Source organism: Amycolatopsis nigrescens CSC17Ta-90 (assembly GCF_000384315.1).
GTDB classification, from domain to species: domain Bacteria; phylum Actinomycetota; class Actinomycetes; order Mycobacteriales; family Pseudonocardiaceae; genus Amycolatopsis; species Amycolatopsis nigrescens.
The window spans coordinates 5,648,728-5,669,968 of record NZ_ARVW01000001.1 but is presented as its reverse complement, the minus strand read 5'-3'; the positions used below and the strand labels follow the sequence as shown (position 1 = coordinate 5,669,968).

Below are 21,241 nucleotides of genomic sequence, written 5' to 3'. Positions count from 1 at the left end.
CTCGCACCGGGTCGGCTTCATCACCCTTGGCGACCACCCGCAGCTCGCACCGCCAGGTTCAGCTCCAGCACGTTGACCCCGGGAATCCCGATCCCAGCGCCCGACGTGTGCTCTTCGACGAGCTGGCGCACCCGTTCCTCGGACAGACCGGTGTTGGTGGCGACACGCCGCGCCTGAAGATCGGCGTACGCGGTGCTGATCGAGGGGTCGAGCCCGGACGCGGACGCGGTCACCGCGTCCACCGGCACCTGGTCCGGGGACACGCCTTCCCGTTGCGCGATCAGGTCCTTGCGCTCCTTGACCGCCGCGACCAGGTCCTCGTTGTACGCGCCCATGTTCGAACCGCCCGAAGTGGACGGGTCGCCGGGGCCGAGCGGGTTCTCCGAACCGGCCGACGGCCGGTTGTGGAACCACGGGTCGCGGGCCGGATCGGCGGGCACCGGGTCGACGCCGATCAGCGAGGAGCCCACCGCCTGCCCGTCCTGGCTGAGCACCGACCCCTCGGCGTTGGACTGCAGCCCGGGAATCCGGGACACCGCCCATACCCCGAGCGGGTAGAGCACGCCGAGCAGCACGGTGAAGACCAGCAGCACCCGCAGCCCGGCCGCGGCTTGGTTGAACAGCGATTTCATGAGTGTTACCCGATTCCCGGAATGAGACGGACGAGGAGGTCGATCAGCCAGATCCCGATGAACGGGGTGACGATGCCGCCGAGGCCGTAGATCAGCAGGTTGCGTCGCAGCAGCTGCGACGCGGTGGACGGCCGGTACCGCACGCCGCGCAGCGCCAGCGGGATCAGCGCCACGATGACCAGCGCGTTGAAGATCACCGCGGACACGATGGCCGACTGCGGGGTGGCCAGCCGCATGATGTTCAGCCCGCCGAGCTGCGGGTAGATCGCCATGAACATGGCGGGCAGGATGGCGAAGTACTTGGCCAGGTCGTTGGCAACGCTGAAGGTGGTCAGCGCGCCGCGGGTGATCAGCAACTGCTTGCCGATCTCCACGATCTCGATCAGCTTGGTGGGGTTGGAGTCCAGGTCCACCATGTTGCCGGCTTCCTTCGCCGCCGACGTGCCGGTGTTCATCGCCACGCCAACGTCGGACTGGGCCAGCGCCGGTGCGTCGTTGGTGCCGTCCCCGGTCATCGCGACCAGCCGACCGCCCTCCTGCTCCTTGCGGATCAGGGCCATCTTGTCTTCCGGCTTCGCCTCGGCGAGGTAGTCGTCCACCCCGGCGTCCTCGGCGATCGCGCGCGCGGTCAGCGGGTTGTCGCCGGTGATCATCACCGTCTTGATGCCCATCGAGCGCAGTTCCTCGAAGCGCTCCCGCATGCCCGGCTTGACCACGTCGGACAGCCGGATCACGCCGCGTACGAAAGCCGTGCCCTCGACCGCCTCGGCGACCACCAGCGGGGTACCGCCCTGCTGGCTGATCTCGTCGACCACCCGCTCGGTCTCGTCCGGCACGTCGCCGCCGCGCTCGCGGACCCAGGCCCGCACCGCGGCGGTCGCGCCCTTGCGGACCTCGCGCCGGCCGACGTCGATCCCGCTCATCCTGGTCTGCGCGGTGAAGGGGACGAATTCGGCGAGCTTTTCGTCGTCACTCGCCTCGATCGGCAGGCCGTGTTCGCGCTCGATCAGCTCCAGGATGCTGCGGCCCTCCGGGGTGCCGTCGGCGAGGCTGGACAGCCTCGCCGCCAGCGCCAGGTCGTCCACTGTGGAGGATCCGACCGCGATCAGCTCGGTGGCCTTGCGGTTGCCGAAGGTGATCGTGCCGGTCTTGTCCAGCAGCAGGGTGGACACGTCGCCGGCGGCCTCGACCGCGCGGCCGGAGGTGGCCAGCACGTTGCGCTGCACCAGCCGGTCCATGCCCGCGATGCCGATCGCGGAGAGCAGCGCGCCGATCGTGGTGGGGATCAGGCAGACCAGCAGCGCGGTCAGCACGATCACCGACTGCTGGCGGCCCGAGTAGGCGGCCATCGGCTGCAGCGCGACCACCGCGAGCAGGAAGATGATGGTCAACGTGGACAGCAGGATGGTCAGCGCGATCTCGTTCGGCGTCTTCTGCCTGGACGCGCCCTCCACAAGGGAGATCATTCTGTCCACAAAGGACTCACCCGGTTTAGTGGTGATCTTCACGACCACCCGGTCCGAGAGCACCGTGGTGCCGCCGGTGACCGCGCACCGGTCGCCGCCGGACTCGCGGATCACCGGAGCGGACTCGCCGGTGATGGCCGACTCGTCAACCGTGGCGATGCCTTCCACCACGTCACCGTCACCGGGGATCACCTCACCGGCCTCGACCACCACCAGGTCGCCGATGGCCAGTTCCGCACCCGGTACCCGCTGCTCCGAGCCGTCCTCGTCGAGCCGCCTGGCGACGGTCTCCTTTTTGGTGCGCCGCAAGGACTCCGCCTGCGCCTTGCCCCGGCCTTCAGCGACCGCTTCGGCCAGGTTGGCGAACAGCACGGTGAACCAGAGCCAGACCGCGATCAGGATGCTGAACACGTTCGGCTCGGCGATGGCGAACACGGTCACCAGCACCGAACCCACCCACACCACGAACATGACCGGGTTGGCCAGCTGGTGGCGGGGGTTGAGCTTGCGCAGCGCGTCCGGCAGGGAGGTCAGGAGCTGCCGCGGGTTGAAGATGCCGGCACCGACCCGGCCAGCGTTCTCCACGTGGTGCTGCGTCTCCTCCTCCGGAGTGCGCTGAGAAGTTTCGGTGACAGTCATGCGAGAGCCTCCGCGATGGGACCCAGCGCGAGCGCCGGGATGAAGGTGAGTGCGGCGACGAGCACGATCGTGCCGGTGAGCAGGGAGCCGAACAGCGGCCCGGTGGTCGGCAGGGTGCCGGAGGTTTCCGGCACTTTCCGTTGCGCGGCAAGCGAACCAGCCAGGCAGAGCACGGCCAGGATGGGCACCAGCCTGCCCAGCAGCATGGCCACCCCGAGCGAGGACTGGAACCAGTCGCTGGTGACGGTCAGCCCGCCGAACGCGCTGCCGTTGTTGTTGCCGGTCGAGGCATAGGCGTAGAGCACCTCGGACAGGCCGTGCGGGCCGCTGTTGGTGAGCGCGCCGGCGGTGTCCGGCATCAGCAGGGCCGCGCCGGTGCCGAGCAGCACCACGGTCGGCATCGCCAGCATCGCGATCGCGGCGCAGGTGACCTCGCGCCGGCCCAGCTTCTTGCCGAGGTACTCCGGGGTGCGGCCGACCATCAGCCCGGCCAGGAACATCGCGATGATGGCCATCACCAGGATGCCGTAGATCCCGGTGCCGACCCCGCCCGGCGTGACCTCGCCGAAGAGCATGTTCAGCAGCGGCATACCGCCGCCGAGACCGCTGAAGCTGTCGTGCCACGAGTTCACCGCGCCGGTGGAGGTGCCGGTGGTGCTGTTGGCGAACAGCGAGGACATGCCGATGCCGAACCGCTGCTCCTTGCCCTCCAGGTTGCCGCCGGCCAGCAGGGCGGCCGGGCCGCCCGCGTTGCGCTCAGACAGCCAGGTGATGGTCAGCGTGATCGCCTGCAGCCCGGCCATCACGGCCAGCAGGACCAGGCCCTGCTTCCGGTTGCCGACCAGCTTCCCGAAAGTGCGGGTGAGCGACACCGGGATGACCAGGATCAGGAAGATCTCGATCAGGTTCGTCCAGGCGTTCGGGTTTTCGAACGGGTGCGACGAGTTCGCGTTGAAGATGCCGCCGCCGTTGGTGCCGAGCTCCTTGATCACCTCCTGGCTGGCCGCCGGGGCGAGCGCGATGGTGCTCTGGCTGCCGTCGGGGTTGGTCACCGCGACCCCGGAGGACAGGCTCTGCACGGTGCCGAGCGCGATCAGCACGATGGCGAAGACGAAGGCGATCGGCAGCAGGATCCGGACCGTGCCACGGGTCAGATCCACCCAGAAGTTGCCGAGCCGGTCGGTCTTGGACCTGGCGAAGCCGCGGACCAGCGTCATCGCGACGGCCATGCCGACCCCGGCGGACAGGAAGTTCTGCACGGTCAGCCCGGCCATCTGCACCGAGTGCCCCAGCACCGCCTCCGGCACGTAGGACTGCCAGTTGGTGTTGGTCGTGAAGCTGACCGCGGTGTTGAACGCCATCCCGGGCACGACCGCGCCACGGCCGAAGTCGAACGGCAGCAACGGCTGCAGGCGCTGCAACAGGTACAGCAACGCCACCGAGACCAGCGAGAAACCGAGCACCCCGGCCGCATAGGTCGGCCAGCGCTGCTCGGTGGCCGGGTCCACCCGGAAGATCCGGTACAGCCCGCGCTCCACCTTCCAGTGCTTTTCACTGGAGTAGACCCGCGCCATGTAGTCGCCGAGCGGCTTGTAAGCCACCGCGAGCGCGACGATGAGAAGACCGACCTGGAGCAGGCCGGCCGTGGTGTCAGACATTTCTACGCCTCCGCGCGCCTGAAGAAATACGTCGGCATCAGAACTTCTCCGGCCTGATCAGCGCGACGAACAGATAGACGATCAGCCCCAGTGCCAGCACCGCGCCGACGATGTTGGGCAACGCACCCGCGCCGCTCACAGCTTTTCCAGTCCGCGAAGCGTGAGCGCGAGTGCGGCGAAAACGCCGACCAGCAGGACGGCGTAGAGCAAGTCGGCCACTTTGTGCACCCCTCGTCAGCAGTCACCCCTTTTGGCGACCGCGTCTGGCAGCAGCGTGCGTCCCGCGTGCCAGGTACTGGAGACCGCCTGACGGCTCCTTGACGCGCCGGACCTCGTCGTTTACGCGATCTTGATGCGCGGTGAATCGTCTCACAACGAGTAACGAAGTTCGGACGGAGCGTGCAATACGGGCAGACATCCGGCCGGTGGCGCGTTACAACTGTGTTACCGATAGTTGCGCATGCTAAGCAATAAGGAGGTTTGCCCATGTGTGGGATCGCCGGCTGGGTCTCGTACGACTCCGACCTGACGAAACGTCGCGAAGTCGTGGACGCGATGACGGGCACCATGGCCTGCCGTGGTCCGGACGACTCGGGTACCTGGGTCCGTCCGCACGCGGCGCTGGGGCACCGCCGGCTGGCCATCATCGACCTCCCCGGCGGCACCCAGCCGATGGAGGTGCGGACCCCGAACGGCGCGGTCGCGATGGTCTACAGCGGTGAGGCGTACAACTTCACCGAACTCCGCGACGAGCTCAAGGCGAAGGGGCACCGCTTCCGGACCGACAGCGACACCGAGGTGGTGCTGCACGGCTACCTGGAGTGGGGCGAGGCCGTCGCCGAGCACCTCAACGGCATGGTCGCCTTCGCGATCTGGGACGAGCGCGACAACAAGCTCGTGATGATCCGCGACCGGATGGGCATCAAGCCGTTCTACTACTACCCGACCTCCGACGGCGTGCTGTTCGGCTCCGAGCCGAAGGCGATCCTGGCCAACCCGCTGGCCCGCAAGGTGGTGGACACCGAGGGCCTGCGCGACCTGGTCGCCTTCACCAAGACCCCCGGCTGGTCGCTGTGGAAGGACATGTACGAGGTCGAGCCGGGCACCATCGTCACGGTGGACTCCGACGGCATCCGCACCCGGACCTACTGGAAGCTGGACGCCAAGGCGCACACCGACGACCAGGAGACCACGGTCGCCCGCGTGCGCGAGCTGATGACCGACATCGTGAACCGCCAGCTCGTCGCGGACGTGCCGCGCTGCGTGCTGCTCTCCGGCGGCCTCGACTCCAGCGCGGTCACCGGTCTCGCCGCCGCCCGGCTGGCCGAGCAGGGCGAGCAGTTGCGCACCTTCTCGGTGGACTTCTTCGGCCAGGAGGAGAACTTCCAGGCCGACGAGGTGCGCGACACCCCGGACTCGCCGTTCATCCGCGACGTGGCGGGCCTGGTCGGCTCGGCGCACCAGGACGTGATGCTCAACCCGGACGAGCTGACCGACCCGGCGGTGCGCCGCGCGGTGCTCACCGCCAGGGACATCCCGGCCGGACTCGGCGACATGGACACCTCGCTGTACCTGCTGTTCAAGGCGATCCGCGCGGAGTCGACGGTGGCGCTGTCCGGCGAGTCGGCGGACGAGGTGTTCGGCGGCTACCGCTGGTTCCACGACCGGGAAGCGGTCAACGCGGACAACTTCCCGTGGCTGGCCTTCCGGAACTCGATGACCACCGGGCGCACCACGCTGCTGAACCCGGAGCTGGCCAGGAAGCTGGACGTGCCCGGCTACACCGCGGACCAGTACGCCACCGCGGTCGCCAAGGTGGAGCATGTGGACGGCGCGAGCGAGCTCGAACGCCGGATGCGGGTCGTCTGCAACCTGCACCTGACCCGGTTCGTCCGGATGCTGCTGGACCGCAAGGACAGGGCGTCGATGGCGGTGGGCCTGGAGGTCAGGGTGCCGTTCTGCGACCACCGGCTGGTGGAGTACGTCTACAACACGCCGTGGTCGCTGAAGACCTTCGACGGCAGGGAGAAGAGCCTGCTGCGGCACGCCACCAAGCACGTGCTGCCGGACTCCGTGCGGGACAGGGTGAAGAGCCCGTATCCGTCCACACAGGACCCCGGCTACGCGGCCGCGCTGCAGCAGCAGGCCAAGGAGGTGCTCGCCGAGCAGGACAACCCGGTGTTCACCCTGGTCGACCGGGGCTGGCTGACCGACGCCGTGCAACGCGACCCGGCGACCATGCCCGGCGACACGCGGCACGGCATCGACCGGGTGCTGGACCTCTACCACTGGCTCGACATCTACCAGCCCGAGCTGCAACTCGACTGACCTCGTGAGTGGAAAGTGTTGCTGGGGCAACACTTTCCACTCACGACCCATAGCTAGGGAGCGACGGGGCCGGGCAGGCGGTGGAGGTAGCTGCCCGCCCACTGGACGGCGTCGCGCGGCGGGGACTGCGGCCGGTCCGGGCCGAAGTTGCTCGCGTCGTCGATGCTTCCGGTGCCGTCGTACTTCGCCCGCACCGGGTACGGGTACACCGGCCGGGTGCGGAGCAGGTTGTTCTGCGCGTCCCGGCCCTCGGCGACCAGCCGGTCCGGTGCCTTGCCCTGCTCCACCCAGCCGACCAGCTCACGGAACGGGTTGAGCGACGTCAGCCCTTCGCCGCCCGCGCAGTGGTACATCGACGGGACCATGAACAGCCGCGCCCAGTCGCGGACCTGCCGCTGCCCGGCGCGGTCCGAGAGCCGCTGGTAGTAGTCCAGGGTGGCGGCGGGCGGCACCCCGTTGTCGGACCAGCCGTGCCAGAGGATGAGCTTGCCACCGGCCCGCCGGAACCGGTCCAGGTCGAGGCTCATCGCGTTGCCGCGCACGCCTTCCGGGGTCAGCCGGTTCAGCTCGGCGACGGTGAACTCGAACTCCGCCACCGACGAGTGCGGGGTGCCGATCGGGTAGCCGAGGTGCTTCAGCTGGGCGTTCGCGAGCTGCTCGATGAAAGCGCCACCGGCACCGGGAACGGGCACGATCCAGCCGTCCCAGGCGAGCTCCGAGCCACGGCTCAGCCCGCCGGGGTAGAGCCGCCGCCCCTGCGCGTCGGCCGGGCCGTCGTAGATCTTGCGCGCCGTCTCGACCTGGGCGCCGGTCAGGCACTCCGGGCCGTCGGTACCTTCCGCGCACTGCACGGACACCGGGTCGAACCGGCAGGCCCGCGGGTCTTCGAGCTGTCCGTCGGCGAGGCCGTCGAGCGGGTCGCAGGCCGCGAGCACGGCCTGGTGCAGCACGGGCAGCTTCGCGCTGGTGAGCACCGATCCCCCGGACTCGTCCTGGTTCGCCCTGGCCAGCCAGGTCGACGAAACCGTGAGCGGGCTGAGGTAGTTGACCGGGGCGGCGGCGATGATGCCGTCGAAGTCCGTCGGGTAGCGCTGGGCCAGCAGCAGGCCCTCCCGGCCGCCGGTGGAGCAACCGTCGAAGTACGAGTGCTTCGGCGGGGCCCCGTAGTAGGTCTCGAGCAATCGCTTGGCGGCCAGGGAAACCACGTGCGGCGCGCGGAAGAACCAGTCGTCCCTGGCGGCCTGGTCGGTGGCGCCCCATTCCCCGCCGAGCCCGTCGCCGACGTGCCCGTCATCGGTGGCCGCCACGGCCATGTCCCCGCCGTGCGAGCCGCCGCAGGCCGGGAACGCGGTCGGGAAGATCATTCCGCAGGTGCCGCCGCAGCCGTACTGCAGATACCGGCCGGAGTACGTGCTGACCGGAAGCTTGAGCTGGAAGCCGACCTCGCGGTCCACCTTCCCGAGCACCTCGCAGTACTCCGGTTCGCCGTTCGCGGCCGGCACCACCTTGGCCGCCGTGACATGGGCCGCTGTGCCGGGAATCGGATAGTCGCCGACCAGCGCCGCGCACTGCCGCACCGGCCGGATCACCGAACCCGTTTCCGCGGCGGCACCGCTCGGCACGAGCAGCCCCGCCGCGATGGTCAGCGCCGCCAGCGCTGAGAACACCTTGAAACGCACTGTCTGTCTCCTCGTCTAGGTCGCCCCTGCCTGAATGTCGTTCGGGGCAGCCGCAGATCGACAGATCGGGTGAATCTTTTCCGAAGCTGACCGCTTCCGCCCGCAAATCCCCCACTAACGTCTCTGGCGTACTAAAGTTAGCCCTTCGTGTGTATATGATGGATTCGACAACGCAGAAGGGGGAGCCGTGGAGCCGGTGCCCAACGCCGAGTTGCTGGAGAGCTACACCCGGCTGCTCGAACTGGTCCGCGCCGGCGAGGCCGACACCCGGCCCGCACTGAGCGAACGGACCGGTCTCGGCCGCACCGCGATCACCCAGCGCGTCACCACCCTGCTGGACGCCGGGCTGCTCGAAGAAGGCGAGCTGAACCCGTCCACCGGCGGTCGCCAGGCACGGGCGCTGCGGTTCCGCCGGGACGCCGGCCGGGTGCTGACCGCCGAACTGGGCGCCACCGGGTTCACCGCCGGGATCACCGACCTGATGGGCGCGGTGCTGGCCGCCCGGTACCGCGAATGCGACATCGCGCAGGGCCCGGACGTGGTGCTGGCCGAGGTGGAGAGCACGCTGGACGAGCTGTGCGGCAAGCTCGACGTACCGGCCGGGGAGGTCTGGGGCGTCGGCCTCGGGCTGCCGGGACCGGTCGAGTTCGCCACCGGGCGGCCGTGCGAACCACCGATCATGCCCGGCTGGAACGACTACGGGGTGCGGGACCGGCTGGCCACCCGGTTCGACGCGCCGGTCTGGGTGGACAACGAGGTGAACCTGCTCTGCCTCGGCGAGCTGCGCGGCCCCGGCGGGACGAACGGCGACCTGCTCTACCTCAAGATCGGCACCGGCATCGGCGCCGGGATCAGCAACGCGGGACGGCTGCACCGCGGCGCACAGGGCTGCGCGGGCGACATCGGGCACGCCGGGGTCTCCGACGAGAGCACGGTGGTCTGCCGCTGCGGCAAGACCGGCTGCCTGGAGGCGCTGGCCGGCGGGGCGGCGCTGGCCAGGGACGGCGAAGAGCTGGCGCGCACCGGCCAGAGTCCCGCGCTGGCCGCGGTACTCGCCGAGCACGGCCGGATCACCGCGGTGGACCTGACCGCCGCCGCCAGGGCCGGCGACCACCAGGCCGTGCAGCTGCTGGTGCGGGCCGGCAGGCACATCGGCTCGATGCTGGCCACCATGGTCAACTTCTACAACCCGTCCACCATCCTGCTCGGCGGGCAGGTGGCCGACGCCGGCGACCTGTTCCTTGCCACCATCCGGGAGACCATCTACCGGCGCTCGCTGCCACTGTCCACAAGGGAGCTTCGCATCGACAGGGCGCGGCTCGGCGACGAAGGCGGCCTGGTCGGTGCCGCGTACATGGTGCTGGACGAACTGTTCTCAGCACGGCATTTCGGGCGCTGGCTGCCCTCGGGCTCGCCGGCCGGACGCGCCGATCTGCTCGCGTCCTGATAAGCGCTCCTGATAAGTCACTGAGAATCCTGGCTGTCCGGCATTACCGGGGCCGCTCCCGCGTTGAACGATGCAGGAGAGGTGAGAACGATGACGACAGCCTTCACACAGACAGCGTTCACCAGGACCCAGTCGAACCCGCGGCTACCGACGCTGCCCACCGGGTGGCCGATCGGTTCCTACGACTCGTACGAAGGGGCCCAGCGGGCCGTGGACCACCTCGCCGACAGCGACTTCCCGGTGACCGACGTCACCATCGTCGGCGTGGAGCCGATGCTGGTGGAACGGGTGGCCGGGAAACTCAGCTGGGGCAAGGTGCTCGGCACCGCGGCGATGTCCGGCGCGTGGTTCGGCCTTTTCGTCGGCCTGCTGCTGAGCATGTTCACCCCGGGCGCCGGAATGCTGCCGATCCTGATCGGCCTTGTCGCCGGTGTCGGGTTCAGCATGGTGTTCGCCGCGATCAGCTACGGCGCCACCCGCGGCCGCCGCGACTTCGTGTCGACCAGCCAGCTGGTAGCACGCCGCTACGACGTGCTGTCCCAGCCGCGCAACGCCGAACAAGGCCGCGATCTGCTCTCGAAGTTCGAGCTGAAGTCGCACGCCTTCAGCTGACCCGATTTCCCCGCGCGGAAAGGAAAGCAGGGAGCGAGCCCCGACGCTCGCTCCCTGCTCTCTCCGCGGCGCCTCAGCCCGTCGGCGGAGTGGCGCTGGTCGGTGCCGGAGTTGCCGGAGTTGCCGGAGGCGGCGGAGTACTCGGCGGTGGCGTGGCCGATGACGTGCTCGGCGGCGACGTGGTCGTCGGGACCGTCGGGATGGCCGCGGCGAAGGGCACACCCTCGATCTGCTTGCAGCCGGGGCGCCAGCCGTTGTAGCCGTTGTAGTTGCCCTCGCCGTCGTAGGTGCCCTGCTCGATCTTCGGCCGCGGGAACCTGTTGTCGCCGCCGAGCCGCGACTTGCCGCCGGTGGACGGCTCGCAGGCGTAGCGCGGCAGCGTGAGCGGGCGGCCCTGTTCGTCGTAGAGGTAGACGTCGGTCAGCGGCTTGCCCTGCGCGTCGAAGGCGTAGATGTTCTCCACCGCGTCCGAGCCGTAGTAGAGCGCGGGCTTGCCGTCCACGGTGGACGGCGAGTACTGCGACGAGTTCACGTAGCCGTTGCGGAGGTCCACGGAGTTGGCGACATAGCCGACCAGGCCGACCGCACCGCCCAGGGTCAGCGCGGAGACCGGTAGGCCGAGCAGCAGCCATCGCCGGTCCGCCTTGATCCGCAGCCCGGCCATGATCACCAGCGCGGCGAGCACCATGAAGGCGAGCAGCGCGAGCACAGCACTGCCTTCGCGGCGCACCAGCAGGATGCCCAGCACCACCAGCAGCACCGCGGACGCCAGCCACCAGGCCGGTTGCAGGGAACGGAGATAACCGATCGCGGCTGGCGAGGAGTCCTTCGCCCAGCCGTCGAGCGCGGCCCTGCCCTTGCGCAGCTCCGGCAGTTCGGCGACCCGGCCGGCACCACGATCCCAGATGTACCAGGCACAAATCGCCAGCACCGGCGCGAGGACCACGAACACCAACAGGATGCTGTCCTGCAGTTCGAGGCCGACGCCGAAGCCGGTGATCGCCACCGCGAGCACGGACAGCGCGAATCCCCACAGCGCGAGTCTCGGCGCGAACCGGCTCGGCGGCGGCGGGGTGCCGGCCTCGGGCACCACGGTGGTCGGGGCCGGATAGTCACCGGCCGCGCGCAACTCGGCGGCGTAGCTCTCCGGCGAGCCGAGCCGGGCGGCCATCGCCTCGACTCTGGCGCCTTCGCCGAGCTCCTCGGCGATCTCGGCCAGATGCGGCCGGACGTCCTCGAGAATCTCGTCCACCTCGGCCGGCGGCAGATCGGCCAACGCGGTCCTGACCCTGGCCAGATAGTCCCGCACGGCGGGCGGCGTCTGGGTGCTCATACTGCCTCTCCCAACAGGTTGTCCATGGTCTTCGCGAAGGTCTGCCAAGTCTTCCCCGACTCCGCGAGTCTCTTCTGGCCCAACTCGTTCACGCTGTAGTACTTGCGGTGCGGCCCTTCCTCGCTCGGCACCACGTACGACGTCAGCAGCCCGGCCTTGTACAGCCGCCGCAACGTGCCGTACACCGAGGCATCGCCGACCTCGTCCAGCCCCGCCAGCCTGAGCCGGCGAAGCACGTCGTAGCCGTAGCCATCGCGCTCGCGGAGTACCGCGAGCACCGCGAGATCGAGCACACCCTTGAGTAGCTGACTGATCTCCACGGTCTCCTCCTGGTGTTGCGCGGGCCACGCTACCACGCAATGCGCAGTACTGCGCACGGCACTAGGCCGTGTCGGGTCCGGAAAGGACGTTGGTCAGCTCGCGCGGACGCGGGGCCGCGGCTGGCAGCGCGGGCAGAAGTACGACGAGCGGTTCATGAACGGCTCGCGCAGCACCGCGGTACCGCACCGGCGGCACGGCCGGTCGGCCTGGCCGTAGACGTTCAGCGAACGCTCGAAGTAGCCGGACTGCCCGTTCACGTTGACGTACAAGGCATCGAACGAGGTGCCGCCCGCGGTCAGCGCGTCGGCCATCACCTCGGTGGCGGCGGCGAGCACGCTGCGTCCCTGCGCCGCGGTGAGCCGCTCGGTTGGCCGTGCCCAGTGCAACTTCGACCGCCACAGCGCCTCGTCGGCGTAGATGTTGCCGATCCCGGACACCAGGGTCTGATCCAGCAGGGCACGTTTGAGCTCGGTGCGCCGCGAGCGCAGCGCACGGACCGCGACCGCGGGATCGAAGGCCGGGTCCATCGGGTCGAGCGCGATGTGCGCGATCGCGGACGGCAACAGCGCACCCGCCGAAGAAACCAGATCGGAAAGGGCCAGGCCGCCGAAGGTGCGCTGGTCCACGAACCGCAGCTCCGGCCCGCCATCGGCGAACCGCAGCCGGACCCGCAGGTGTTTCTCGTCCGGCGTGCCCTCGGGCTGCATCAGCATCTGCCCGCTCATGCCGAGATGAGCCAGCACGGCCGCGCCGTCGGAGAGTTCGAGCCAGAGGTACTTGCCGCGGCGCCGAGCCGCATCCACGCGCACCCCGGCCAGCCGTCCGGTGAAGTCGGCCGCGCCGGGCAGGTGCCGGCGAATGGCCCGTTCGTGCAGAACCTCGACGTCCGCGATCGTCCGGCCCGCCACATGCGCCTGCAGGCCGGCGCGCACCACTTCGACTTCGGGAAGTTCGGGCACGCGCTGTCTCAGGCGTCGTCCGAAGTGCTGCCTTCGACGCCGTTCTCGGTGGCGCCCTCCGCCTGCAGGGCGCGCCAGGCGATCTCGGCCGCCTTCTGCTCGGCTTCCTTCTTGGTGCTGCCTTCACCGTGCCCGAGCTCGCGACCGGCGACCAGCACGGTGGCAGTGAACTCCTTGCGGTGGTCGGGGCCGGTGTCGGCGACCCGGTACTCGGGCACGCCGAGCCCGGAGGACGCGGTGAGCTCCTGCAGGCTGGTCTTCCAGTCCAGCCCGGCGCCCCGCAGCGGGGCCTCGGCCAGCAGCCGGTCGAACAGCCGGTGCACCAGCGCGCGGCCGGCGTCGATGCCCTCCGCGAGGAACACCGCGCCGATCACCGCTTCCAGGCCGTCGGCGAGGATGCTCGCCTTGTCCCGGCCGCCGGTGAGCTCCTCGCCCTTGCCCAGCAGCAGGTGCGCGCCGAGGCCACCCTCGCCGAGGTCGCGGGCGACCCCGGCGAGCGCGTGCATGTTGACCACGCTGGCGCGCAGCTTCGCGAGCTGCCCCTCCGGCAGGTCAGGGTGCGAGCGGTAGAGGTGGTCGGTGACGACCAGGCCGAGCACGGCGTCACCGAGGAACTCAAGGCGCTCGTTCGGCGGCAGCCCGCCGTTCTCATAGGCATAAGAACGGTGGGTCAGCGCGAGGGTGAGCAGCTCGGAGTCCAGGGAGACCCCGAGTGCTTCGAGTAGAGGTGTGGGATCGGCGGCTTGACCCGCCGTCGGCTTACCCCCCATGTCGTCAGCTACCTCAGGCAGGCTCGACGACCTGTCGACCGTCGTACTGGCCGCAGGTGGGGCAGGCGATGTGCTGGGGCTTCGGCTGCTTGCAGGCGCGGTTCGAGCATGGCACCAGCTGAACCGGGGCTGCCTTCCACTGCGCACGGCGGGAGCGCGTGTTGGATCGCGACATCTTCCGCTTCGGGACGGCCACGGCTAGATCTCCTCATCACGGTCTGCTCGCGGATGCGAGCGTGCTTTCCTGGTTGAACCGAGCTGGCGCTCGTCAGGGTCGCTTGTCAAGCTTTCTCATCGGGCTCGGTCGCGGACGAATCGCCGAAACGTTCCACCAGCGCGGCCCACCGAGGATCTATCGTCTCATGCCCGTGTGCGGGCTCGAGATCGGCCCACTTCACTCCGCATCCGACGCACAGCCCCGCGCAGTCCTCGGTGCACAGCGGCACCAGCGGCAGGGCCAGCACCACCGCGTCGCGGACCAGCGGGCCGAGGTCGATCCGGTCGTCGACCAGCCTGCTGACCTCGTCCTCGTCGGTGGTGGCCTCGGTGGTCGAGTCCGGATAGGCGAACAGCTCGGTCAGCTCGATCTCCACCTCGCCCGAGATCTGGTCGAGGCAGCGCGAGCAGTGCCCGGTGGTCGGCGCGACCGCGGTGCCGGTGAGCAGGACGCCCTCCACCACCGACTCCAGCAGCAGGTCCAGCTCGATCTCCGCGCCGACCGGCACGATGATCACGTCGGGCACGCCAAGCTCGGTCTCCACCGGCAGGCTGCGGCGCACCTCGCGGCTCAGTCCGGCGCGGCGGGCCAGCTCGCGGGTGTCGAGCACCCACGGGCTCCGCACGTCCAGGGCGGCTTCGGGGCGTTTGTCTTCAGGCATCAGGTGATCACACGTTCATCAGGAGTTCCGGGCGCGCGGCGGCGGCACGCGCAACCACACCAGGGTACGCGACCCCTTCGGAAGGTCAGGACCGAGCCGAGCGCCGCGGAAGCTCAGGCCTGGTAGTCGTACAGCGCGGTGCGGCCGCCGAGGTTGGCCGGCGCGCGCAGGTGGTTGCGCCCGGAGTCCACGGTGCGCAGCGTGGTGGCGAGCAACTCGGAGAACTCGGCGAGCTTGCCGTCCACGTAGGCGTCGCACTCGCCGCGCTGCCGGTCGGCTTCGGCGTGCGCCTCGTCCACGATCCGCGCGGACTCCGCGTGCGCCGCCTGCACCACCTCGGTCTGCGCGACCAGCCTCGCCTGCTCGTTGCGGCCGTCGTCGATGGCCCGCTCGTAGGCGTCGCGGCCGGCCTGGATCATCCGCTCGGATTCGGCGCGGGAGCGCTCGGTGAGGTTCTGGTACTCCGCCTCCCCGGCGGCGACCATGCGCTCGGCCTCGGCGTGCGCGTCGGCCATCAGCTGCTCGGCCCGCGCCCGCGCCTCGGCGACCAGCCGGTCGGCCTCGGCGGAGGCCTCGCCCACCGCGCGGTCCGCCTCGGCGTTGGCGCCGGAGAGCGTGCTGTCCGCCTCGGTGCGGGCCTTGTTGATCAGGTCGTCGCGTTTGTCCAGCACGTCCTGCGCGTCGTCCACCTCGCCGGGCAACGCGTCGCGGACATCGTCGAGCAGTTCCAGCACGTCACCACGCGGCACGACGCAGCTGGAGGTCATCGGGACCCCCCGCGCCTCTTCCACGATCGTGACGAGCTCGTCGAGAGCCTCGAACACCCGGTACACGGCAACTCCCTAGTGGCCAGCAATCCCCGTACAGCTGGACCCAGTTTGCCTGGAAAACGGCCGGATACGGTGAAGGAGCGGCCTGCCGGGCGTGTCCGGCGGACCGCTCCTTCACACCGGGGTTGCGGGACCGCTGTTTCAGACCGGGATCACCGAGAAGGACTCGTAGTGGTCCGGGGTGTAGAAGAACTCGCCGCCGTTGCCGGTGACGATCCGGCGCGCGCCGCGGTCCGGGCTGCCCGGCGTCGGCACGGTGTACTCGTGGTAATAGCCGGACGCGCAGGAAGGCAGGATGCCCTCCCGGTTGCTGAACACGGTGCCGTCCTTCTCCGGGTAGGGGAACGGACCGCCCTGCTTGATCAGGTTGTAGGTGTCGGTGGCTTCCTTGGGCAGCGTGGACAGCGGCGTCTGCTCGAAGCCCGAGGTGTCCCCGCAGTCGGCGGCGAACTCGGCGGCGCTGACCGCGACCGAAGACCGCGCGTCCGGCGCGGATTCGGTAGCGGTGGCGACGCCGAGACCGCTGAGCAGGGTGACCAGGACGGCGAGCAGTAACGTGGCTGCACGGGATCGACTGTTAGCCATTTTCGGACCGTAACCCGATCATGTGATCATCGGATAGCGTCCGAATGAATATCGAGACCCTGGCGGCGACGGTTCGCCCGGCTGGCCTACACCGTCCGGCCCGGGTAATCAGCCGTTCTCAGCGACCCTGGCCATCAACCGCTCGAAGACCACGTGCGGTACCAGGTTCTTGACGTCGCCGCCGTAGGTGGCGACCTCCTTGACCAGCGAGCTGGACACGAAGCCGTAGGTCGGGTTGTTCGACATCAGCAGCGTCTCCACTCCGGAGAGCTCGCGGTTCATCTGCGCCATCTGCAGCTCGTAGTCGAAGTCGCTGACCGAGCGCAGGCCCTTGGCGATCGCGGCGATGTCGTGCTCGCGGCAGTAGTCCACCAGCAGCCCGTGCCAGGAGTCCACCCGCACCCCCGGCAGCCCGGCGGTGGTCTCGCGCAGCATCTCCAGCCGTTCCTCGACGGTGAACATGCCCTGCTTCTTGTTGTTGATCATGACCGTGACCACGACCTCGTCGAAGAGCTTCGAAGCTCGCTCGATGATGTCGAGATGGCCGTTGGTCGCTGGGTCATAGGAGCCTGGACAGACCGCACGCCGCATGCGGCGGACGCTATCAAGCCGGGCCCGCTCCCGCCCGAGTTGTGACCAACACCCTTGAACCTGCCCGGCTAGCCAAATTTGGCCAGCCGGGCAGGGCAGTGCTACGCTTCGCCAGTAGCCAAATTTAGCTAGTTGGGAGACTGACGTGTCGGTAACGCCCTATGTGATGGTGGACAGCGCGAAGGCCTACCAGGACTTCCTGGAGAAGGCATTCGAAGCCGAGGTGTCCAATGTGATCCCGTTGCCAGAGGATCCGGAGCGGATGGTGCACGCCGAGGCGCGGATCGGGACCGGGGTGGTGTTCTTCGCCGACTCCGGCGCCGGGGGCATGCGCTGCCTGGAGTCGCCGTCGGACCCGGTGCACGTCCAGTTGTGGGCCACCTTGCCGGATCCGGAAGCGGCATTCGCGCGGGCGGTCGACGCGGGCGCCAAGCCGGCCATGGAGGTCGCGGCGCAGGAGGACGGCAGCCGGATGGGCGGGGTCGTCGACCCGTTCGGGACGCTGTGGTGGCTCACCACGAACACGCCGGGCTGACCGAGGCTAGGCCTTGTTCTGGGCCCAGTGCTGGGCCCAGAACTCGGCCCAGAACAGCGCCGTGTCCCCGTACCGCTTGGTGCGCACCGGTCGGAAACCGGGCGGCCAGTCGGGCTCGCCGTCGCGCCGGGCCCGTTCCAGGATCACCAGGCCGCCGTCGGCGACCCAGCCACCGGACGCCAGCGCGGCCAGCATCGCGGTGAGCGCGGCCGCGCCCACCGCATACGGCGGGTCGGCGAGCACCACCTGAAACGGTGCCGCGGCGCGCTCGCCGAGCACGACCTCCACCTGGCCGGCCCGGACCGAGCCGCCGAGGCCGAGTGCGGCCACGTTCTCCCGCAGCACCTCGGCCGCGCGCCGGTCCGCCTCGACGAACAGCGCCCCGGCCGCTCCCCTGGACAGTGCCTCCAGGCCGAGCGCGCCGGAGCCCGCGTACAGGTCAAGCACGGTGGCGCCGTCCAGCTCACCGGCCACTTCCAGGGCGTTGAACAGTGCCTCGCGCACCCGCTCGGAAGTCGGCCTGGTGCCCTTCGGCGGCACCTTGAGCCGCCGGCCGCCCGCGAGCCCGGCCACTATCCTGGTCACCCTGGCATCTTCGCAGGCCATGACGAGATGTGTTCTTGGTCGGCAGATGGTGAACACGACGGCGGAGACGCGTATTGTCGTTCTTCCCCTTCCCGGCGATAGAGCTGTAGGAGCCTGCGTGTCGGAACCTCGGGTCAGACGGGCCGAGATCGCCATCGAACAGCGTCATGTCGATCGCGTGTACACCCGGCTAGCGGAGCTTCGGAAGCAGGCGGAAGCCATGCGCGCCAAGGGGTACGAGATCGGTCACGGTGCGCAGCGGGAGGCCGTGTTCGAACAGGCCTCGATGCTGTTCGAGCGCGACATGATGGTCTTCCACGCCAACCAGACACTGCAGACGCTGGACGCGGAGTACGAGGGGCTCGTCTTCGGCAGGCTCGACCACACCAGCCGCGAGCAGATCTACGTCGGCAGGCTCGGCATCCGGGACGCCGAGTTCGACAACCTGGTCACCGACTGGCGCGCACCGGCGGCCGCCGCCTTCTACCAGGCGACCGCCGAAGAGCCGATGGACGTGGTGCGCCGCCGGGTGATCCGCTGCTCCGGGCAGAACGTGCTGGACGTGGACGACGACGTGCTGATCGCGGACGCCGTGCCGGACGACATGCAGGTGGTCGGCGAGGGTGCGCTGATGGCCGCGCTCGGCCGGTCGCGCGGCGAGAAGATGCGCGACATCGTCGCCACCATCCAGAAGGAACAGGACGAGGTGATCCGGGCGCCGTGGCGCGGGGTCACCGAGATCACCGGCGGCCCCGGCACCGGCAAGACCGCGGTGGCGCTGCACCGGGCCGCGTACCTGCTCTACCGCCACCGCCGCCAGCTCGGCGGCGCCGGGGTGCTGGTGATCGGCCCGTCCGGGGTGTTCACCAGCTACATCTCGCGCGTGCTGCCCTCGATGGGCGAGACCAATGTGGAGCTGCGCGCGCTCGGTGAGGTGCTGGACGGCCTGACCGGCACCCGGCAGGACCCGGCGCCGCTGGCCGCGATCAAGGGCTCGCTGCGGATGCGCAAGGTGCTGCTGCGGGCACTGCGCGACACCCCGCCGGACGCGCCGTCGGAGATGCGCATCGTCTACCGCGGCGAAGTGCTCAAACTGGACGCGCGGGAGCTGGACCGGGTGCGCCGCAAGGTGCACACGCACGGCGGGCCGCCGAACCGGTCCAGGGTCCGTGCCGCCGAGGCGCTGCTGGAAGCGCTGGCGGACAAGGCCGAACAGCACGCCAAGGACGACGCCAGGACCTTCGACCGGGCCGAGCTGATCCAGGAGCTCGGCGAGCGGATCGACTTCCACCGGTTCCTGGTCGTCTGGTGGCCGGTGCTCTACCCGGCCGAGATCCTGCGCTGGCTCGGCGACGAGCGGCGGCTGGCCGCGGCCGGCAAGCAGCTGCTCAACCGGGGCGAGATCGGCATGCTCGCGGCGTCGCTGGCGGAGGTGGCGAACGGGTCCCGCGCCTGGACGATCGCCGATGTGGCGCTGCTGGACGAGCTGCGGGTGCTGGCGGGCACGCCGCCGAAGCGCAAGCGACGCGCGCAGATCGAGCTGGAGGCCACCCCGACCAGGGGCGGCTCCGGGCAGGGCACGCACCGTCCGGAGCACTACGACGAGTACTCGCACATCGTGGTGGACGAGTCGCAGGACCTCTCCCCCATGCAGTGGCGGATGATCGGCAGGCGCGGCAAGTACGCCAGCTGGACGGTGGTCGGCGACCCGGTGCAGAGCTCGTGGCCGGACCCCGACGAAGCCGCGCAGGCCAGGGACCACGCGTTCGGCCTGCGCACCACCCGGCGCCGGTTCACGCTGCGCACCAACTACCGGAACTCGGCAGAAATTTTCCAACTGGCCGCGCAGGTGGTCGCCGGCCACGCCGAGGCGGACGAGCTGCCGCACGCGGTGCGCACCACCGGCGTCACCCCCGAGGTCCGCACGATGGATCCGGCCGGACTGGAGAGCGCGACGCAGGCGGCCGCCAAGGAGCTGCTGGACTCGGTCGAGGGCACGGTCGGCGTGATCACCGCGATGGACCGGGTCGGCGAGGTGGAGCAGTGGCTGTCCGGCCAGGCCGACGAGCGGCTAAAAGTGGTCGGCAGCCTGGACTCCAAGGGGCTGGAGTACGACGCCGTGGTGCTGATGGAGCCGACCGACCTGATCACCGAGTCGACCACCGGGCGTCGGGTGCTCTACGTGGCACTGACCAGGGCCACCCAGCAGCTCGTGGTGCTCGCCTCCGACCGCGACTGGCTGCCCGCACCTCCCCGATAAGGGTGTGCGCAATTTCACCCCCGACACGAATCGTCATTGAATAGTCGGAGTTGGTTTGTCCCTCACCACAATCCGTGGTGAATAAACTTACAACGCCTATTTACTAATGCGCGTCGAAGGGGTTGTATCTGTCAAGTCGGTTTTCCGGCGAAACAGACCGCCAGCACTTCAGTTGTAGTACGGGGTGAAGAATGTCCTTGAGCAAGTTGACGTCCGCAAAACGTCGCTGGATGGCGGCCATCGGCGTAGGCGTCGCCTTGACCGCGATGGCGGGCTGCGGCATGCCGGACCCGACCCCGTCCGCGAACGCGCAGGCGCCCAACGCCGAGGGCCTGCTCGGAAAGGCCCCCGTGGCCAGCGCGGACGAGTTGGCGACCAGCCCGACCGCACAGGCGATCAAGCAGCGCGGACAGCTGCTCGTCGGCGGCGAGCTGAACATGCCGCTGCTTTCCCAGCAGAATCCGACCACCGGCGGCAACGAGGGATTCGACGCGGCGCTGGGCAAGATGCTGGCCAAGTACATCATTGGCAGACCGGACGCGAAGATCGTGAATACCACAGCGGATACCAGGGCCGCGTTGCTCAAGATCAACACGGTGGACGTGGTGATCCGTATTTACACGATTACCCCCGAACGGGCGAAAGAAGTGGCATTTGCCGGTCCGTACCTCATGTCCGGTCAGGCAATCGCGACGCTGAAGACGACGAACGGAATCCGCAAGCCCGCCGACCTGAACGGCAAAACGGTGCTGGCCGTGTCCAACACCACCAGCGTCGCCGCGATCGAGCAGTACGCCCCGAACGCGAAGATCCAGACCTACGGCACGGCACCGGAGTGCCTCCAGGCGCTGGAGCAGGGGCAGGGCGTCGCCTACGTGCACGACCTGACGCTGCTGGCCGGCGCGGCGGCGCTGAACGACAAGATCGAGGTGGTCGGCGACCCGTTCACCACCGACCCGTACGGAATCGGCCTCAAGCACGGGGACGAGAGCTTCAAGAAGTTCATCGACGACTGGCTGGTCAAGATCGAGTCCAGCGGGCTGTGGCAGCAGGCGTGGCAGCAGTCGCTCGGCACGGTCGTCCGCGGTGATCCCCCCACCCCGCCCCAGATCGGCTCGGTCGAAGGTTCGTAG

Annotated in this window: 21 protein-coding genes; 6 read left to right on the top strand and 15 right to left on the bottom strand. The window is 69.4% G+C overall.

Going from position 1 to position 21,241, the window contains the following annotated elements:
• Positions 1-20: 20 nt before the first annotated feature.
• From AMYNI_RS0126990 to kdpF, 4 genes are read right to left on the bottom strand one after another with little or no spacing between them, the layout of a single operon-like run.
• Entirely contained in the window at positions 21-632 is a 612-nt protein-coding gene (locus AMYNI_RS0126990; RefSeq protein ID WP_020671195.1) for a potassium-transporting ATPase subunit C, read from the bottom strand.
• A gap of 5 nt (positions 633-637) precedes the next feature.
• Positions 638-2,737 carry a potassium-transporting ATPase subunit KdpB gene (kdpB, locus tag AMYNI_RS0126985; RefSeq protein WP_026360971.1) on the bottom strand — a complete coding sequence of 700 codons (2,100 nt, stop codon included), beginning with the start codon at positions 2,735-2,737 and terminating at the stop codon, positions 638-640.
• Positions 2,734-4,395, bottom strand: a complete 1,662-nt coding sequence (gene kdpA / locus AMYNI_RS0126980) for a potassium-transporting ATPase subunit KdpA (RefSeq protein ID WP_020671193.1) — start codon at positions 4,393-4,395, stop codon at positions 2,734-2,736. The genes kdpB and kdpA overlap by 4 nt, the downstream gene beginning before the upstream one ends.
• A 37-nt stretch (positions 4,396-4,432) precedes the next feature.
• Entirely contained in the window at positions 4,433-4,534 is a 102-nt protein-coding gene (gene kdpF, locus AMYNI_RS0126975; RefSeq protein WP_020671192.1) for a K(+)-transporting ATPase subunit F, read from the bottom strand.
• Between the two features lie 347 nt (positions 4,535-4,881).
• On the opposite strand from kdpF, the gene asnB reads away from it, so the two are divergent.
• Entirely contained in the window at positions 4,882-6,723 is a 1,842-nt protein-coding gene (gene asnB / locus AMYNI_RS0126965) for an asparagine synthase (glutamine-hydrolyzing) (protein ID WP_020671190.1), read from the top strand.
• Between the two features lie 53 nt (positions 6,724-6,776).
• Here the strand turns inward: asnB and AMYNI_RS0126960 are convergent, their stop codons facing one another.
• A complete protein-coding gene (locus AMYNI_RS0126960; RefSeq protein WP_020671189.1) occupies positions 6,777-8,402 on the bottom strand; it encodes a tannase/feruloyl esterase family alpha/beta hydrolase in 1,626 nt (541 codons plus the stop codon).
• 187 nt (positions 8,403-8,589) lie between these two features.
• Between AMYNI_RS0126960 and AMYNI_RS0126955 the strand changes: the two genes are divergently transcribed.
• Together AMYNI_RS0126955 and AMYNI_RS0126950 are read left to right on the top strand one after the other, a co-directional pair.
• The gene (locus AMYNI_RS0126955) at positions 8,590-9,849 is read left to right on the top strand and encodes an ROK family transcriptional regulator (protein ID WP_020671188.1); all 1,260 of its coding nucleotides are present in this window, start codon (positions 8,590-8,592) and stop codon (positions 9,847-9,849) included.
• A 90-nt stretch (positions 9,850-9,939) separates the two neighbouring features.
• Positions 9,940-10,461, top strand: a complete 522-nt coding sequence (locus AMYNI_RS0126950) for a YflT domain-containing protein (protein ID WP_020671187.1) — start codon at positions 9,940-9,942, stop codon at positions 10,459-10,461.
• Between the two features lie 73 nt (positions 10,462-10,534).
• Here AMYNI_RS0126950 and AMYNI_RS0126945 read toward each other — a convergent pair whose 3' ends face one another.
• The 9 genes from AMYNI_RS0126945 to coaD all read right to left on the bottom strand — a co-directional run bounded on the left by AMYNI_RS0126945 (position 10,535) and on the right by coaD (position 16,728).
• Positions 10,535-11,794 carry a DUF1700 domain-containing protein gene (locus AMYNI_RS0126945; protein ID WP_020671186.1) on the bottom strand — a complete coding sequence of 420 codons (1,260 nt, stop codon included), beginning with the start codon at positions 11,792-11,794 and terminating at the stop codon, positions 10,535-10,537.
• Positions 11,791-12,114 carry a PadR family transcriptional regulator gene (locus tag AMYNI_RS0126940; protein ID WP_020671185.1) on the bottom strand — a complete coding sequence of 108 codons (324 nt, stop codon included), beginning with the start codon at positions 12,112-12,114 and terminating at the stop codon, positions 11,791-11,793. Before AMYNI_RS0126940 ends, AMYNI_RS0126945 begins: the two co-directional genes overlap by 4 nt.
• Positions 12,115-12,207: 93 nt before the next feature.
• Positions 12,208-13,074, bottom strand: a complete 867-nt coding sequence (mutM, locus tag AMYNI_RS0126935; protein ID WP_020671184.1) for a bifunctional DNA-formamidopyrimidine glycosylase/DNA-(apurinic or apyrimidinic site) lyase — start codon at positions 13,072-13,074, stop codon at positions 12,208-12,210.
• Between the two features lie 8 nt (positions 13,075-13,082).
• Positions 13,083-13,844 carry a ribonuclease III gene (rnc, locus tag AMYNI_RS0126930; protein ID WP_020671183.1) on the bottom strand — a complete coding sequence of 254 codons (762 nt, stop codon included), beginning with the start codon at positions 13,842-13,844 and terminating at the stop codon, positions 13,083-13,085.
• Positions 13,845-13,857: 13 nt separating this feature from the next.
• Positions 13,858-14,040, bottom strand: coding sequence for a 50S ribosomal protein L32 (gene rpmF / locus AMYNI_RS48410; RefSeq protein ID WP_084628479.1), 183 nt, complete (start codon positions 14,038-14,040; stop codon positions 13,858-13,860).
• A gap of 85 nt (positions 14,041-14,125) precedes the next feature.
• Positions 14,126-14,722: a YceD family protein gene (locus tag AMYNI_RS0126925; protein ID WP_020671182.1), complete on the bottom strand. Its 597-nt coding sequence runs from the start codon at positions 14,720-14,722 to the stop codon at positions 14,126-14,128.
• Between the two features lie 113 nt (positions 14,723-14,835).
• Positions 14,836-15,555 carry a DivIVA domain-containing protein gene (locus tag AMYNI_RS0126920; RefSeq protein ID WP_020671181.1) on the bottom strand — a complete coding sequence of 240 codons (720 nt, stop codon included), beginning with the start codon at positions 15,553-15,555 and terminating at the stop codon, positions 14,836-14,838.
• A gap of 138 nt (positions 15,556-15,693) precedes the next feature.
• On the bottom strand, positions 15,694-16,137 hold the full coding sequence (locus AMYNI_RS0126915) for a guanyl-specific ribonuclease (protein ID WP_020671180.1): 444 nt from the start codon (positions 16,135-16,137) through the stop codon (positions 15,694-15,696).
• Between the two features lie 108 nt (positions 16,138-16,245).
• Complete coding sequence (gene coaD, locus AMYNI_RS0126910) at positions 16,246-16,728, bottom strand: pantetheine-phosphate adenylyltransferase (protein ID WP_020671179.1); 483 nt, start codon at positions 16,726-16,728, stop codon at positions 16,246-16,248.
• A 145-nt stretch (positions 16,729-16,873) separates the two neighbouring features.
• On the opposite strand from coaD, the gene AMYNI_RS0126905 reads away from it, so the two are divergent.
• On the top strand, positions 16,874-17,263 hold the full coding sequence (locus AMYNI_RS0126905) for a VOC family protein (protein ID WP_211225514.1): 390 nt from the start codon (positions 16,874-16,876) through the stop codon (positions 17,261-17,263).
• A 6-nt stretch (positions 17,264-17,269) separates the two neighbouring features.
• Here the strand turns inward: AMYNI_RS0126905 and rsmD are convergent, their stop codons facing one another.
• Entirely contained in the window at positions 17,270-17,848 is a 579-nt protein-coding gene (rsmD, locus tag AMYNI_RS0126900) for a 16S rRNA (guanine(966)-N(2))-methyltransferase RsmD (RefSeq protein WP_026360970.1), read from the bottom strand.
• Positions 17,849-17,966: 118 nt separating this feature from the next.
• Here rsmD and AMYNI_RS0126895 point away from each other — a divergent pair, with 118 nt between their 5' ends.
• Both AMYNI_RS0126895 and AMYNI_RS0126890 read left to right on the top strand, forming a co-directional pair.
• On the top strand, positions 17,967-20,108 hold the full coding sequence (locus AMYNI_RS0126895) for a HelD family protein (RefSeq protein ID WP_020671176.1): 2,142 nt from the start codon (positions 17,967-17,969) through the stop codon (positions 20,106-20,108).
• Between the two features lie 230 nt (positions 20,109-20,338).
• Positions 20,339-21,241 carry a glutamate ABC transporter substrate-binding protein gene (locus AMYNI_RS0126890; protein ID WP_020671175.1) on the top strand — a complete coding sequence of 301 codons (903 nt, stop codon included), beginning with the start codon at positions 20,339-20,341 and terminating at the stop codon, positions 21,239-21,241.

Bases quoted from the DNA above. Each gene is read 5' to 3' on its own strand.
- AMYNI_RS0126990 (WP_020671195.1), bottom strand. From the start codon at position 632: ATGAAATCGCTGTTCAACCAAGCCGCGGCCGGGCTGCGGGTGCTGCTG.
- kdpB (WP_026360971.1), bottom strand. From the start codon at position 2,737: ATGACTGTCACCGAAACTTCTCAGCGCACTCCGGAGGAGGAGACGCAG.
- kdpA (WP_020671193.1), bottom strand. From the start codon at position 4,395: ATGTCTGACACCACGGCCGGCCTGCTCCAGGTCGGTCTTCTCATCGTC.
- asnB (WP_020671190.1), top strand. From the start codon at position 4,882: ATGTGTGGGATCGCCGGCTGGGTCTCGTACGACTCCGACCTGACGAAA.
- AMYNI_RS0126950 (WP_020671187.1), top strand. From the start codon at position 9,940: ATGACGACAGCCTTCACACAGACAGCGTTCACCAGGACCCAGTCGAAC.
- AMYNI_RS0126945 (WP_020671186.1), bottom strand. From the start codon at position 11,794: ATGAGCACCCAGACGCCGCCCGCCGTGCGGGACTATCTGGCCAGGGTC.
- rnc (WP_020671183.1), bottom strand. From the start codon at position 13,844: ATGGGGGGTAAGCCGACGGCGGGTCAAGCCGCCGATCCCACACCTCTA.
- AMYNI_RS0126925 (WP_020671182.1), bottom strand. From the start codon at position 14,722: ATGCCTGAAGACAAACGCCCCGAAGCCGCCCTGGACGTGCGGAGCCCG.
- AMYNI_RS0126915 (WP_020671180.1), bottom strand. From the start codon at position 16,137: ATGGCTAACAGTCGATCCCGTGCAGCCACGTTACTGCTCGCCGTCCTG.
- coaD (WP_020671179.1), bottom strand. From the start codon at position 16,728: ATGCGGCGTGCGGTCTGTCCAGGCTCCTATGACCCAGCGACCAACGGC.
- AMYNI_RS0126890 (WP_020671175.1), top strand. From the start codon at position 20,339: ATGGCGGCCATCGGCGTAGGCGTCGCCTTGACCGCGATGGCGGGCTGC.